Origin of the sequence: Verticiella sediminum (assembly GCF_007558815.1) — a bacterium.
Lineage (GTDB): Bacteria > Pseudomonadota > Gammaproteobacteria > Burkholderiales > Burkholderiaceae_B > Verticiella > Verticiella sediminum.
The window spans coordinates 16,513-30,222 of record NZ_VLTJ01000016.1 but is presented as its reverse complement, the minus strand read 5'-3'; the positions used below and the strand labels follow the sequence as shown (position 1 = coordinate 30,222).

The following is a 13,710-nucleotide window of genomic DNA, read 5'->3' as shown; positions in this document are numbered from 1 at the left end:
AGCCCTGGCTCAGCCGGCCGCATAGACCTCCCGCGCACACTGGCTCAGGGCGTTGATGCGGCGGCTGTCGGCGTCCGCGGCCCGACGGGCCAGAACGATCTGCCGCCGCGGCATGCGCTGCTCCAGCGAAATGCATGCAACCGCGCTCGCCGAGAGCCGCAATTGCCTGGACAAGGGAATCACGGAGAAGCCGAGCCCTTCCGAGACCAGGCCGGCCACGCCTTGCGCCGTCATGATCTCGTAGCGCGGCTGCAGGCCCGGCACGACCTGGCGCACGAAGGCCGAGGCCATGCGCCCGCCCTCGAGGCTGCCGTTGTAGCGCACCCACGGCCACCTGGCCATGGCGGCCTCGGCCGAGAGGCGGCGGCGGCCTTCCTTCGGGTACAGGAGCACGAAAGGCTCTTGCGCCAACGTATCGCACATCAGCTTGCGCGATACGCCCGCCTGCGGATTCACGACCAGCGCGGCGTCGATGTCGCCCGCCTTGATCGACTCCAGCAACTGCCCGGATGTGTTCTCGGGCTCCAGGACGACATGGATGCCCGGATGCCGCTCGGTCATGGCGCGCAGGATGGCGGGCAGCGTGGACAGCATCACACTGTTGATGACGCCTAGCCTCAGTCTGCCGGCCGCCTCCGGCAGGCTCCTGTCGCGTAGCGACTCCAGATCGGCGAGGGTCTGCTCGACCGTGCCGACGAGCTCCAGCGCGAACGGCGTCGGCTTCACCGCCCGTCCCGACCGGTCGAACAGCGGCTGGCCGAAATAATCCTCGAGCTGGCGCATCTGCTGGCTCACCGCGCTCGGCGTCAACGCCATTTCCTGCGCGGCGGCGGCAAAGTTGCCCCGCCGCACCACGGCCTGCAAGGTAGGCAGGTTGCCCAGCTTCATGAAGGTCTCCTGCAAGTGGGCCGCTCTCGCCCGATGGCGTGTGCTCGATACATTAGCGATCCTTACTTTCCGATCAAGGATAAATCGCTTTTTCTTATCTTAGGGATGCGTAGCATAGCTGTCCAGGCAAGTACGAATGCACACGACGTTCGCGTCGAAGGAGACAAGCATGACGACAGGCAGCGGCCGGCCCGACCTGGACAAGGACATCCAACGCGTCTTCGCCGTATTGCACGGCGCAGGCATCGCGATCTGCCCGAACACCGTGGGCTACGGCATCTGGGGCGGCTCGCCCGAGGCGCTCGAACGCATCTACCGGGCCAAGGAGCGCGGCCCGCACAAGCGCAATGCCTTGATCACCGACGAGGTCGGCCAGCGGGAGATCCATGTCCTCGACCAACGCCGGCAGGACATGATCGAGTGCGTGACCGAGGACTACGACCTGCCGATGGGCGTCATCGCGCCCTACCGCGCGGATCACCCCCTGATCCGCGCGATCGAGCCTGCCCTGCTGCGAGCAAGCACCGCGAACGGCACCATCGGCATGCTGCTCAACGGCGGCCCGGTCCATACGGCGATCGGACGGCTCAGCCGCGAGGCCAACCACCCGGTATTCGGTTCGTCGGCCAACCTCTCCGGCACGGGCACCAAGTTCCGCCTGCAGGATGTGCAACCCGAACTGCGAGCCATCGCGGACATCGAACTGGACTACGGGCTGCGCCGCTACCACCACTATCGGCGCTCGTCGACGATCATCGATTTCACCGATCTGAGCGTGGTGCGCATGGGCTCGTGCTACGAGCTGATCGCCGACGTGCTGCAGCGTCACTTCGGCCTCGAGCTGCCCGCGGACCCCGGTCGCGACGCCAACCCGTCCGGCCACTTGCAGGAATTCCGGCTGCGTCCGTTCACGGAGGCCACGGCATGAACAAGACCACGATACTGCGCCGGCTGATCCTGGCACCGGAGCTGCTGGTCATGCCCGGCGCCTACGACCCCCTCTCGGCCCGGGTGGTGGAGCAGGCCGGCTTTCCTGCCATCCAATGCTCGGGTTTCGGCATGTCGGTGACGCGGCTGGGATTGCCGGACTACGGCTTTCTTTCCATGTCCGACATGCTGGCCGCCACCCAGCCGATCGTCGACGCCGTGGCCATACCCGTCATGGCCGACGGCGACACCGGCTTCGGCAATGCGGTCAATGCCTGGTATGCGGTGCGCGCGTTCGAGCGCATCGGCTGCGCCGGCGTCAACATCGAGGACCAGCAGGCGCCCAAGCGCTGCGGGCACCTGGACGGCAAGACAGTCCTGCCGATCGAGGAAGCCGTGGCCAAGATCCGTGCCTGCGCCCAGGCGCGCACCGATCCCGATTTCGTGATCAATGCCCGCACGGACGCCCTCGCGATCGGCGGGCTCGAGGACGTCGTGCGCCGGGGCAACGCCTATCTTCAGGCCGGCGCGGCGATGGTCTTCATCGACGGCATGACCGACAAATCGCTGGCGCGCGAGGCGGTGCAGCGCATCCATGGCCCCGTGGCGATCAATGTGGTGGAAGGAGGCAAGTCTCCGGATCGATTCACCTTCGCCGAGATGCAGGACATGGGCATCGCACGGGTCAGTCTGCCCGGCACGCTGCTGATGGCCGGCATCCACGCCATGCAGGCGGCGCTCTCGGCCCTGCGGCGGGATGGCCAGACCGGCTCCCCGGACGTGCCCCTGGCGAGCTTCGACACCCTGAAGCGGCTGGCCGGGTTCGAGCAGGTCTTCGCTCTGGAGCGCGCCTACCTGGCAGGCCTGCAGGAGCGCACCGATGCCTGAAGCCCGCAACATCATCGAGAAGATCTGGGACGAGCACGTGGTGGCGGACCTCGGCGGTGGGCGCAGCCTCCTGCACGTGGATCGCATACTGCTGCACGACCGCTCGGGCCCGGCAGTGTTCGGCCCGCTGCAGGAGAGCGGCCGCGCCGCGGCGCAGCCTTCGCTGGTATTCGGCACCATGGATCACATCGTGGACACCCACGTCGGCCGCAACGACGACACGCGCTTCAAGGGCGGCCGCGCCTTCATCCAGGCGTTCCGCGAGGGTGCGCACCACGCCGGCATCACCCTGTTCGACCTCGACGACCCTCGGCAGGGCATCTCGCACGTGGTGTCTCCCGAACTGGGGATCGCGCTGCCGGGCGCCACCCTGGTCTGCTGCGACAGCCACACCTGCACTGTCGGCGGCATCGGCGCGCTCGCCTGGGGTATCGGCACCACCGACGGCGAACATGCGGTTGCCACCCAGACGCTGGTGCGAGCCCAGCCACCTACGCTGCGGGTCGAGTTCCATGGCAAGCTGCCGCCCGGCGTCTTCGCCAAGGACATGGTGCTCGCGCTCATCGCCCGCTACGGCGCCGATGGCGCAGCCGAACACGCCATCGAATTCTGCGGCGAGGCCGTGCGCGGCCTGGACGTCGAGGCCCGGATGACGCTCTGCAATATGGCGGTGGAGTTCGGCGCCTGGACCGGGCTCGTCGCGCCTGACGACGTCACTTTCGCCTGGCTGCGGGACCGGCCCTACGCCCCGCAGGGAACGCGCTGGGATGCCGCGGTCGCCCATTGGCGCACCCTGGCATCCGATCCCGGCGCCAGCTACGACCGGACGCTGCACCTGGACTGTTCGCGCCTGGCGCCGCAGGTGAGCTGGGGCACGAACCCCGGCCAGGCCTGTGCCGTGGATGGCGGCGTTCCTGCCGACCTTTCCGGCGAGGAGCGGGCCCTGGCCTACATGGACCTGCGGCCGGGCCAGCCCCTGGCCGGGCTGCCCATCGACGCCGCCTTCATCGGCTCCTGCACGAACAGCCGGCTGTCCGACCTGCGCCTGGCCGCCGGAGTCGTGCGCGGCCGCAAGGTCGCTCCCGGCGTGACGGCGCTGGTCGTGCCGGGCTCCACCAGCGTCAAGCGCGCCGCCGAAGCCGAGGGGCTGGACGCCGTCTTTCGCGCCGCGGGCTTCGAATGGCGGGAAAGCGGCTGCTCGCTGTGCTTCTACGTCGGCGGCGACAGCTTCGATCGGCCGGGACGGACCGCGCGGCGGGTGATCTCCAGCACCAACCGCAATTTCGAGGGTAGGCAAGGTCCAGGGGTACGCACCCACCTGGCTAGCCCGGCCACCGTCGCCGCATCCGCGCTCGCCGGCTGCATCGCGGACCCGCGCCCGCTGCTCGCCTAGGAGACCGGCACATGGAAACCTTCGTACGGGTCACCGGCATCGTCGCGCCGCTCTTGCGCGACAACATCGATACCGACGTGCTGATCCCCTCGCGGGAGATGACGCAGCCGGGCAAGGCGGGATACGGCGAGAAACTGATGGCCGGCTGGCGCTATGTGCAGGACGCCGACGGAAGGCGCCGGGAGAACCCCGACTTCGTGCTCAACCGGGCCCCTTTCCGGCAGGCCTGTTTTCTGGTGAGCGGCGCCAACTTCGGCAGCGGCTCCTCGCGGGAACAGGCCGTCTGGGCGCTGCGCCAGTTCGGCATCCGCGCCGTCTTCGCCGCGAGCTTCGGCGCCATCTTCAAGAACAACTGCTATCGCAATGGGGTGCTGCCGGTGGTGCTGCCACGCAGCGATCTGGAGTCCCTCGCCGCCGCAGCCGAGACGGGCGTACTCGTGATGACGGTGGATCTGGAAGCCGAGCGCGCAAGCCTGGCCGACGGTCGCGCCTGGCCGCTGGCCGTGCCCGCCAACGAGCGCAGCATGCTGCTGGCCGGGCTCGACGCCATCGGGCTCACGCTGCGGCTGCAGGAACGAATCACCGATTTCCAGGCTGCCGACCGCGTGCGCCGACCCTGGATCTGGCGCTGACAGCCGGCCACGACACCACGAAAAGAGAGAGGAGACACACCATGACAATCACGCGCATGACCGCGACCGTCGCGCTCGCGCTGGCCACCATCGGCGCCGCCAGCGACCCGGCACGTGCCCAAGCCGAGTATCCACGGCAGCCCATAAGGCTGGTGGTGCCGGCGCCCGCCGGCGGCGGCACCGATCACATGGCCCGCGTGATCGGCAACGCCATCGCCGCCAATACCCGCTGGACCGTCGTCGTCGAGAACAAGCCCGGGGCCAGCGGCATCATCGGCATGGAGGCAGCCGCCAAGGCCAAGCCCGACGGCTACACCATCGGCATCGGCCAGACGGCCACCGTCGCGATCAATCCGGAACTCTTTCGCACCCTGCCCTACGACGTGCTGCACGACTTCGTGCCGATCGCCACGCTGGCCGAACAGCCGGTCGTGCTGGTCGTTCGCGCGGATGCCTCCTATTCCGACCTGGCCGACCTCGTCAAAGCGCATCAGGCCAAGCATTTGACGCTCGCCTCGGCCGGGGCCGGAACCGTCGGCCAACTGGTCGGCGAAATGCTGGGCACCGTCGTCGGCGCCAAGTTCGTCACCGTCCCTTACCGCGGTACGGCGCCAGCGCTGCAGGACGTCGTCGGCGGCATCACCGATGCCATGTTCGCGACTCCGCCCGGCGCGCTGCCCTTGCTCCAGGGAGGCCGTTTGCGCGCGCTGGCCGTCACCTCCGCCCAGCGCCTGCCGCTGCTGCCGGACGTACCCACATTGGCCGAACTCGGCTACCCCGGGATCGAAGTCAGCGAATGGAAAGTCCTCATGGCCCCGCGCGGCACGCCTGCGGCCGTCATCGAACGCCTGCACCGGGAAGTGCAGGTCGCCCTGGCGCAGGACGAGGTGATCGAGCGCGTGGTGGCCGACGGCAATCTGCCGCTGACAGGCTCGACGGCGGCGGCGGAGGCCTTCGTCAGGAAGGAGCTCGCGCGCTGGAGCGGGATCGTGCGGGAGGCCGGGCTCAGCAAGACGAACTGATCGGTGCCGGCCGGCATGCGCATGCCGGCCGGCGAATACCCCGGGTCGGCGATCCGGCCACCAGCCGAGGATCAGAAGTCGTAGCGCATGCCCACGGTCACGCTGCGCGGCGCACCCCAGGTGTACTGGATCCGGCCGAAATCCCGCAGGCCGGCGAAGTAGGCCTTGTCGAGCACGTTCCTGACGTTCAGGTTCACGCTGAAGTGGCGACTCACACGGTACCGCGCCATCAGGTCGACGAGCCAGAACGACGGCTGCACGAGCGGGCCGGCCGATGTCTTGCTTTGCCAGCGCGTGGCCGCGCCCACGGTCAAGCCGTTCAACGCGCCGGCGAACTGGTAGGTGGTGGCCAGCTTGAACTGGTTCCTGGGGATGTAACCTGTGCTGTCCAGGCTGCTGTCGTTCATGACGAAGCCGCCCTGGGCCTGCCAGCCCGGGGCCAGCTCGCCGGAAAGCTCCAGCTCGTAGCCCCGCCGCGTGACGCCCGAGACCGCGCGATAGATGGCCGTGCCATCCGGCATGACCTCGCCCGTACTCTCGGCCACGTTGTCGGTCTTCATCCAGAAGTGGGCGATGCTGGCATTCAGGCGTTGATCGAAGAATTCGCCCTTGGCCCCGACCTCATAGGTCTTGCCCTCCTCGGGGTCGAGAGTCCTGCCCTGCGCGTCGATGACGCTTTGCGGCTTGAAGATGCTGGCGTAGCTGCCATAGAGCGAGACGTTCTCGTGCACGTCCACCACCAGCCCGGCATAGGGCGTGACGACGCCGTTTCTCCTGAAGTCGTAGTTCGAATAGGCGTAGGGCGTGAGGTCGTATTGCTGGTAGTTGGTGACGCGCGCGCCCGCGATCAACTTGACCGGATCGGCCAGACTGAAGCGGCCGGCGGCGTAGAAGGAATGGCGCCGGGAACTGAAGTAGCTGTGGTTGTCCACCGGGTAGCTGCCGATGTCGTCCGGCCGCACGATGGCGCCGCCGCCGTCGGCATAGTCCAGCCCCGGATTGGTGAGACGCTTGTTGGCCGAATAGGTGTCGGAACTGGTGCGGGCGGTATCGGCGCCGATCATCAGTTCATGGGTCATGCCGAGAAGCTGGAATGGACCCTGCAAATCGAAGGCGACACTGCGATTGCGGTTGGCGTGGTCCTCGGCCCTGCTGATGTCGACCACCTCGGGTATGCCGGTGAACCAGATGCCCGTTTCGCCATAGGGCATTTCGGTTTTTTCGTCGCTGGCACGCAGTTTGGCCGTCCAGCCGTTGCCGAAACGATGCTCCAGGCTGGCAAACACGGTGCGGGTATCCTGCTCGTAGCCGGACCAGGGCGCCCCCACATTGAACGAGCGCGGCTGCAGGCCCAGGTACTGCCCATCGGCCGAATAGGCCTGAATCATGCTGGTGCTGCCCGCGCCGTAATACTCGCGGCGGCGATAAGTAAAGCCCGCATTGAGCAGCGTGTCGGGCGTCAGGTCCACGTCCAGCGTGCCGTACAGCGTCTGGTTGCGACGCTTGGTGTAGTCGCGGAAATCCTTGCCGTCCGCCGCCGCCGCCACCAGACGGCCGCGCACCGTGCCACTGGCATTGAGCGGTCCGCCCACGTCCACGTCGGCGCGGTAGTTGTCCCAGCTTCCGGCGCCTGCGCCGATGCTGGCCCGGAAGTCGTGTGTCGGGCGCTTGCGGATCATGTTGATGGTGGCACCGTACTTGCCATCGCCGTTCATCAGGCCGGAAGAGCCTTTGAGCACCTCGATGCGGTCGATCTCCGCCATGTCGTCCATCGTGTACAGCATCTGCGTATTGGCATACCAGCCGCTCGCCATCTGACGCAGGCCGTCGACCTGCAGATTGACGTTGTCGCCGCGCACCAGGAAATTGTTGCCGTCCCCCTGGTGATCGACGGTAAGGCCGGGCGTCTGCTCCATCACGTCGGTCAGCGTCTGCAGCTTGAAGTCGTCCATGCGCTGGCGCGTCATCACGGTGACGGATTGCGGCGTTTCACGCAGAGAGAGGTTCAGGCCGGTGGCGGTGCGGCTGGGGCCGGTCTGGGCGTAGCTGCCCGTGTCTTCGGTGGTTCCATCGCGTGCCGCCGTCACTGTGATGGGCGTCAGCATCACTGTTGCACCCATAGGCGCGGGCTTGATGACAATGCCGCTGCCCTCCTGCACTGCGATCAATCCACTTCCCGCCAGAAGCTGCTCCACCGCCTGCCCCACCGTGAGCGCCCCGTTGACCGAGAGCGCCGTCTTGCCGGCCACCAGCGCCGGAGAAAACCCGATGGGCGTACCGGTGGCCGCCGAAAGCTCGTTCAGCGCGGAGCCCAGCGGCTGCGCAGCGATGGACAGGGTGATGGCACCGGCGCCGTCGGCGGCGGCCTGGGCCTGGACAATCGCCGGCGCGCCCAGGGTCAGCGCGATGGCCAAGGCGAGAGGGGCGGGACGAAAACGCGGGGGCACGTGGCGCATGGAGACGTGTTGCATAAGTCGAGTAATGAATGAAAATGAAACTCACTACTCTTAAAGACGCACCAACTCGCCGGAAATGCACCCCCGCTCGCCAAGCTTTTTCAATCGCCTTGCGTGCACCTGCTGCGCTTACGACGCGGCGGCGATCTCGGTCTTCCCGTCCGGCCCTTGCACCAGCCTGACGGGCAGGATCTGCGTCAGCATCCGCGCGAACTCCCCTGGCCGGTCGATCTGGTAGCTGCCGCCGATGGTCATGGCCGCGACAGCCGGATTCCGGATCACCAGCCCGGTCGGGCCGTAGCGTTCGAGTTCGAGCAAGGCATCGGCCAGCGGCGTGTTCTCGAAGCGCACCAGGCCTTTGCGCCAAAGCGCAATGCTGCTGGGTGCAACCGCCGCGGCCTGGCCGAGTGCACCGTTCGGCGACACCGTAAGGCCCTGGCCCGCCGCCAGATCCACAGCCGGGGCCGGTCCACCATCCGCCGGCGCGTGCCCGCCGGCAACCCGTACACGACCCTCCTCCACCGCGACATTGACCGCACCCGCATCCATACCGGCGCTGCGGTAGCGCACGCAGAAGCGCGTGCCCACCACGGTGACACGCGCCGGCCCGGCCAGCACGTGGAAGGGCTTGTCGCTGTCGGGCGCAACAGCGAACATGATCTGCCCCTCCCTGATGCGCACTTCCCGACGGTCGCGGTACAGCACCACTTGCGCCTGCGTGTCGGCGTCCATGGCCAGTTCGGTGCCGTCGGGAAGCGTGACCACCTCGCGTTGCCCGCGCTCGACCGAGTAGCTGTCGGCAAAGACCTGCGGTTGCTGCCACTGATACCAGCCCAGCCCCCCCGCCAGCACTGCTACGCAGCAGAGTGCCGCCAACGCCGGACGCGACAACGCCCGATTCAACGAGAACCCACGGCGGGCATCTTTGCCCGAGTCGCTGCGCCCGGCCCCCGGGCGGGGTGCTTGTCCAACCCGAGCAGGCACGGCGGTCGGCGCAGCGCAAGAAGACGCACGGACCCGGGCAATCGCGTCGGCGGGCAGGCTGCGCAGCGCCGCCAGACCTTCGTCCAGGCGACGAAAGGCAGCCGCATGGGCGGGGCAGGCCGCCATCCATTGCTCGAACTCGGCCTGCTCGGCGGCGGTGAGGCCTTGCTCGCGGCGGGTGTGCCATTCCGCCGCCGCGACGTCGATCGGATCCTGCGCGCGAAAGTATTCCTCGAGCTCGCGCGCCTCGGCAGCCTCGTCGACTTCAACCCCCATGATCGAGCGCCTCCCTGCGGGCCGCGCAGGCGAGCTTGCCGCGGCTGATGTACTGGTTCACCATGCTGAGCGACACCCCCATGCGTTCGGCGATTTCCTTGTTCGGCAGTCCGTCGAACAGGTACATGCAGAATGCCTCGCGGCACCTTGGCGGCAACGCGTCGATGGTGTCGAGGTAGGCCCGGACGGCCTGTGCGGAGGCATAAGCCTCCTCGGGCTGGAGATGCCGCGGGCTTGCGGGCTGGCGGGCCTCTTCCAGAGCGTCTATATCGTCGTGCTGGCGAACCTCGGCGCGCCGGTCCAGGTCGATCTTGGCACGCAGCGCAACCTGCCTCAGCAAGGCCCCCGGCTCCAGAATCACCTGGCCCGACTGCTGCATCGACAGCACGCGGGCGTAGCTTTCCTGCGCCAGATCGGCCGCGGTATCGCGGTCTCTCACCTTGCGCATGCAGAAGTTCAACAGGTCTCTGTAGTAGCGAGTCAGCACGGTCCGATCAAAGCCATCGAGACGACGGAACCCGTCGAGCATGTGCGGCGATGTGGCTGCGGCCGAATCCGTAGCGCGTTGAGTGGCGAGCGGGCGTGCCGGCATTATAGTCTGAGAATGCGAATGGTTCGCATGTGTGCAGGGTGCAGCCCGTGCCCCTGCTGTCTGCATCTTCCTTACGGGCTGCCGGTGCCGGGCCGAGCAGCCGGCTGAGCTGCAGACAGCGCTGGCGCAGGCGCTTGCCGGATCCAGCAGCGACGCGGCCCGCGCCCAGGCGTGCGATCAAGCCGTCCGGATGCCGTCCCCGCCGGCGCCGTGCCCACTTGTATGGACATCCTGACCCGGCTGGAAGAAGGCACCCAACCGAGTGAACACTGCGTGCCCGCCGTGGTGCCGGCGCACCGCTGCGACATCCTCCAGCTTTTCGAGCTGACGGATCATCTGCGCCAGCCTGGCGTCCTCATGGACCCGCAGCCAGATGCGGCTGCAGCGGCCGTCGTCGACGGGCAGGCAGAGAATGCCCTCCACGTTGAAGGCGCGGCGCGCGAAGAGGCCGACGACGTGCGACATCACGCCCGGATGGTTGGCGACGTCGATCTCCAGCACGGCGCGCGACAGCGCCTGGCTTTCGTCTTGGGTGATGGCGTTCATCGTTCAGGCTCCGATCATGTCGCGGTTGGCGGCGCCCGCGGGCACCATGGGATACACCTTCTGCGCGGCGTCGATGCCGGCATGGATCAGGCAGGGACCGGGCCGGCCCAGGGCCTCGGCCAGGGCCGCGCAGGGGTCGGTGGCCGCATCGAGGTCGATGGCAGCGATGCCGAGCGCGCGGGCGGTGCCGACGAAATCCGGCATGGCCCGGAACGCCGAGGCGAAGAGACGCTGGCCGTAGAACAAGGTCTGCTGCTGGTGCACCAGCCCGAGCACGGCGTTGTTCATGAGCACGATCTTGACGTCGACGCCCTCCTCGGCCGCCGTGACCAGTTCCTGGAGATTCATCAGGATCGAGCCGTCGCCGGTGAAGCACACCACCGTGCGGTCCGGCGCGGCGAGCGCGGCGCCGATCGCCGCCGGCAGGCCGAAGCCCATCGTGCCCAATCCGCCCGAGGTCAGCCACTGGCGCGGCCGGCGCAGCGGATAGGCCTGCGCCGCCCACATCTGGTGCTGGCCCACGTCGGTGACGACGATGGCATCGTCGCCCACGCAGGCGGCGACCGCCCGGATCAGGCCGAAGTGCGAGCGCGGATCGTCCAGGCCTGGCAGCGGCTGCGGATGCGCGGCCTTCAGCGCGTGGATGCGCCCGCCCCAGGCCTCGCGCGCAGCCCGCGGCACCAGCGGCAGCAGCCGGGCGAGTGCTTCGCCCACGTCCGCCACGATGCCGACGTGCGCGGTCTTGATCTTGTCCAGCTCGGCCGGGTCGATGTCGACGTGGACGATCTTCGCCTGCGGGCAGAAGGCCGCGACCTTGCCGGTGGCGCGATCGTCGAAGCGGGCGCCGACGGCGATCAGGAGGTCGCACTCGTCGAGCGCCAGGTTGGTGTACGGAGCGCCGTGCTGGCCCAGCATGCCGAGCGAGAGCGGGTGATCGACCGGCATGGCGCCCAGCGCCATCAGCGTCATCACGGTGGGCAGGTTCGCCTTCTCGGCCAGCGCGATGGCCAGTGGCGCCGCGCCGGCATGGATCACGCCGCCGCCCAGATAGAGCACCGGGCGCGCTGCCTGGGCGATCAGCGATGCTGCCTCGGCCAGCGCCGTGCCATCGGCCGGCGCCGGCTTTGCGCGCCGGCCGGGTTCCGGCCACTCGGCAACGTCGATGACGCGGCTCTGCACGTCCTTGGGAATGTCGATCAGCACCGGGCCGGGCCGGCCGGAGGCAGCGATGGCGAAGGCGCGCGGGATCACTTCCAGCAGTTCCTCGGTCGACGAGACCAGGAAGTTGTGCTTGGTGATCGGCAGGGTCAGCCCGTAGGTGTCGACCTCCTGGAAGGCGTCGGTACCGATCTGCGCCTTGGGCACCTGGCCGGTGATCGCCACCAGGGGGATCGAGTCCAGCTTGGCATCGGTGATCGCCGTCAGCAGGTTGGTGGCGCCGGGGCCGGAGGACGTCATGCACACCGCCACCTCGCCCGAAACGCGCGCCTGGCCCTGGGCGATGAAGCCGGCGCCCTGTTCGTGACGGGCCAGCACGTGGCGGATCGTGGCCGACTGTCCGAGCGCGTCGTAGATGGGCAGGATGGCGCCGCCCGGATAGCCGGTGATCAGGCGCACACCCTGGCGCTCGAGCAGGCGCACGGTGATCTGTGCGCCGGAAAGGGCTTGCGCGCAGGGCACCGGCCTAGCGGCCGGCGCCTGCACGCCACGATTCGGGTGGGCCTTCGGCTCCAGGAGAAGACTATCTGGCGGGGGTTCGCCGTGGGCGGCGAGCACTGCGCTGTGGCGCGTGGTCATGAATGGCTCCGTGAATTCAGGCGATGCCGACGGAGCGCAAACGAAAAACCCCGCCGATTGCGCCGGCGGGGTTCGGGGAAGACGGTCTGCTGCTTGCTGCTTTTTGCCTACCCGGTTCGCGACGGCGCGTGCGTAACGACGCCTACGACGACAACGCGAACGACGACCGGCAGCGCTGCGCGGGCAGCGGCGGCAAGGTCAAAGTCGTGGGTGGCGTGCATGTCGCGTTCCGGATGAACGGGAAGAATCAGCAAAGGCCATTGTGGCCGAAGATGCCGCGAAAGACAATGGCCTGGCAGCCTGCATGCTCGAGCCAGCGCGTCGGGCATCCAGGTCGGTCCGTGCCTTGCCCTGGGCTCGAGCACGAGCAAGAAGCGCCGCGCCGGCTACACCGAGATGCCTCCATCCACGCTGAGCGTCGTGCCCGTGGTAAACCCCGCGCCCGGCGAACACAGGTAGAGAACCGCCGCGGCAATCTCTTCGGGGCGGCCGGTGCGCTTCATCGGCTGCAGTCCATTGAGAAAATCGCGGCCGCTTTCCTCGGCTCGCATCTCCTCGTTCATGGGCGTATCGATCACGCCTGGACATACCGCATTGACCCGGACGCCTTGCGAAGCGAACTCCACTGCCGCCGATTTGGTCAGCCCGATGACGGCAAACTTGCTCGCGTTGTATATCGCCGAGCCCGGAAAGGCTCGGATGCCCAGGAACGAGGCGGTATTGACGATGCCGCCGCCGCCACTTTTCATGATCGCCGGAATCTCGTGCTTCATGCAAAGCGCGACCCCGCGCACATTGACGGCCAGGATGCGGTCGATGGCCTCGGCCGATATTTCGGTCATGGGGGCGGGCGGGAGAAAAACCCCCGCATTGTTGAAAGCGAAATGCAAGCCGCCGAATACCTCAACGGCCCGCGCGACCATTGAGGCAACCTCCTCTTCGACGGAAACATCGGCCCGCACGAAAAGCCCTTTGCCGCCGGCTTGTTCGATGAGAGCAACGGATTCGGCGCCCTCGTCTTCCCGCCGTCCGACAACGACAACGTTGGCCCCTTCCCGGGCAAACGCAAGAGCGGTGGCCCGGCCAATGCCGGAGGTGCCGCCAGTAACGAGAGCGACTTTGTCGGCAAATATTCTCATAGCGTTAGATCCTCGTTCGTTCCTCGATGTTGCGGCGCTTGGCGTAGGCCGCGCGTGCTGCGTCCATGCGCGACGAGTTCTCGATGACCCACTCGGCGAGCGCCCGCACCGGGACCAGAAGCTCGAACCCTAGTTCGGTCAATGCATATTCGACTTGAGGCGGTTTTACG

Annotated in this window: 13 protein-coding genes; 5 read left to right on the top strand and 8 right to left on the bottom strand. The window is 67.8% G+C overall.

From position 1 onward, the window contains the following. Positions 1 to 9: 9 nt before the first annotated feature. Positions 10 to 888, bottom strand: coding sequence for a LysR family transcriptional regulator (locus FOZ76_RS09195; protein ID WP_143947854.1), 879 nt, complete (start codon positions 886 to 888; stop codon positions 10 to 12). Between the two features lie 169 nt (positions 889 to 1,057). On the opposite strand from FOZ76_RS09195, the gene FOZ76_RS09190 reads away from it, so the two are divergent. The 5 genes from FOZ76_RS09190 to FOZ76_RS09170 are packed head-to-tail and all read left to right on the top strand — an operon-like array spanning position 1,058 to position 5,750. After that, complete coding sequence (locus tag FOZ76_RS09190) at positions 1,058 to 1,816, top strand: Sua5/YciO/YrdC/YwlC family protein (RefSeq protein WP_143947853.1); 759 nt, start codon at positions 1,058 to 1,060, stop codon at positions 1,814 to 1,816. Further along, positions 1,813 to 2,703, top strand: coding sequence for an isocitrate lyase/PEP mutase family protein (locus FOZ76_RS09185; protein WP_143947852.1), 891 nt, complete (start codon positions 1,813 to 1,815; stop codon positions 2,701 to 2,703). The genes FOZ76_RS09190 and FOZ76_RS09185 overlap by 4 nt, the downstream gene beginning before the upstream one ends. Further along, entirely contained in the window at positions 2,696 to 4,096 is a 1,401-nt protein-coding gene (locus FOZ76_RS09180) for a 3-isopropylmalate dehydratase large subunit (RefSeq protein WP_143947851.1), read from the top strand. The genes FOZ76_RS09185 and FOZ76_RS09180 overlap by 8 nt, the downstream gene beginning before the upstream one ends. A gap of 11 nt (positions 4,097 to 4,107) precedes the next feature. Next, positions 4,108 to 4,728, top strand: a complete 621-nt coding sequence (gene leuD, locus FOZ76_RS09175) for a 3-isopropylmalate dehydratase small subunit (RefSeq protein ID WP_143947850.1) — start codon at positions 4,108 to 4,110, stop codon at positions 4,726 to 4,728. A 41-nt stretch (positions 4,729 to 4,769) separates the two neighbouring features. Then, positions 4,770 to 5,750 carry a Bug family tripartite tricarboxylate transporter substrate binding protein gene (locus FOZ76_RS09170; protein ID WP_246129381.1) on the top strand — a complete coding sequence of 327 codons (981 nt, stop codon included), beginning with the start codon at positions 4,770 to 4,772 and terminating at the stop codon, positions 5,748 to 5,750. Between the two features lie 71 nt (positions 5,751 to 5,821). On the opposite strand, the gene FOZ76_RS09165 is transcribed toward FOZ76_RS09170, so the two are convergent. The 7 genes from FOZ76_RS09165 to FOZ76_RS27695 all read right to left on the bottom strand — a co-directional run bounded on the left by FOZ76_RS09165 (position 5,822) and on the right by FOZ76_RS27695 (position 13,682). After that, complete coding sequence (locus tag FOZ76_RS09165; protein ID WP_143947849.1) at positions 5,822 to 8,206, bottom strand: TonB-dependent siderophore receptor; 2,385 nt, start codon at positions 8,204 to 8,206, stop codon at positions 5,822 to 5,824. A gap of 129 nt (positions 8,207 to 8,335) precedes the next feature. Next, entirely contained in the window at positions 8,336 to 9,466 is a 1,131-nt protein-coding gene (locus FOZ76_RS09160; RefSeq protein ID WP_143947848.1) for a FecR family protein, read from the bottom strand. Next, positions 9,456 to 9,995 (bottom strand): RNA polymerase sigma factor, encoded by a 540-nt coding sequence (locus FOZ76_RS09155; protein ID WP_143947847.1) that lies wholly within the window; start codon positions 9,993 to 9,995, stop codon positions 9,456 to 9,458. Before FOZ76_RS09155 ends, FOZ76_RS09160 begins: the two co-directional genes overlap by 11 nt. A 240-nt stretch (positions 9,996 to 10,235) precedes the next feature. Then, positions 10,236 to 10,604, bottom strand: coding sequence for an acetolactate synthase small subunit (gene ilvN / locus FOZ76_RS09150; RefSeq protein WP_143947846.1), 369 nt, complete (start codon positions 10,602 to 10,604; stop codon positions 10,236 to 10,238). A gap of 3 nt (positions 10,605 to 10,607) precedes the next feature. Beyond that, complete coding sequence (gene ilvB, locus FOZ76_RS09145; protein WP_143947845.1) at positions 10,608 to 12,401, bottom strand: acetolactate synthase large subunit; 1,794 nt, start codon at positions 12,399 to 12,401, stop codon at positions 10,608 to 10,610. 386 nt (positions 12,402 to 12,787) lie between these two features. Further along, positions 12,788 to 13,540, bottom strand: a complete 753-nt coding sequence (locus FOZ76_RS09140) for a glucose 1-dehydrogenase (protein ID WP_143947844.1) — start codon at positions 13,538 to 13,540, stop codon at positions 12,788 to 12,790. Positions 13,541 to 13,544: 4 nt separating this feature from the next. Further along, positions 13,545 to 13,682 carry a hypothetical protein gene (locus FOZ76_RS27695; protein WP_211366153.1) on the bottom strand — a complete coding sequence of 46 codons (138 nt, stop codon included), beginning with the start codon at positions 13,680 to 13,682 and terminating at the stop codon, positions 13,545 to 13,547. Between the last annotated feature and the right edge of the window lie 28 nt (positions 13,683 to 13,710).

Bases quoted from the DNA above. Each gene is read 5' to 3' on its own strand.
- FOZ76_RS09195 (WP_143947854.1), bottom strand. From the start codon at position 888: ATGAAGCTGGGCAACCTGCCTACCTTGCAGGCCGTGGTGCGGCGGGGC.
- FOZ76_RS09190 (WP_143947853.1), top strand. From the start codon at position 1,058: ATGACGACAGGCAGCGGCCGGCCCGACCTGGACAAGGACATCCAACGC.
- FOZ76_RS09185 (WP_143947852.1), top strand. From the start codon at position 1,813: ATGAACAAGACCACGATACTGCGCCGGCTGATCCTGGCACCGGAGCTG.
- FOZ76_RS09180 (WP_143947851.1), top strand. From the start codon at position 2,696: ATGCCTGAAGCCCGCAACATCATCGAGAAGATCTGGGACGAGCACGTG.
- leuD (WP_143947850.1), top strand. From the start codon at position 4,108: ATGGAAACCTTCGTACGGGTCACCGGCATCGTCGCGCCGCTCTTGCGC.
- FOZ76_RS09170 (WP_246129381.1), top strand. From the start codon at position 4,770: ATGACAATCACGCGCATGACCGCGACCGTCGCGCTCGCGCTGGCCACC.
- FOZ76_RS09165 (WP_143947849.1), bottom strand. From the start codon at position 8,206: ATGCGCCACGTGCCCCCGCGTTTTCGTCCCGCCCCTCTCGCCTTGGCC.
- FOZ76_RS09160 (WP_143947848.1), bottom strand. From the start codon at position 9,466: ATGGGGGTTGAAGTCGACGAGGCTGCCGAGGCGCGCGAGCTCGAGGAA.
- FOZ76_RS09155 (WP_143947847.1), bottom strand. From the start codon at position 9,995: ATGCTCGACGGGTTCCGTCGTCTCGATGGCTTTGATCGGACCGTGCTG.
- ilvN (WP_143947846.1), bottom strand. From the start codon at position 10,604: ATGAACGCCATCACCCAAGACGAAAGCCAGGCGCTGTCGCGCGCCGTG.
- ilvB (WP_143947845.1), bottom strand. From the start codon at position 12,401: ATGACCACGCGCCACAGCGCAGTGCTCGCCGCCCACGGCGAACCCCCG.
- FOZ76_RS09140 (WP_143947844.1), bottom strand. From the start codon at position 13,540: ATGAGAATATTTGCCGACAAAGTCGCTCTCGTTACTGGCGGCACCTCC.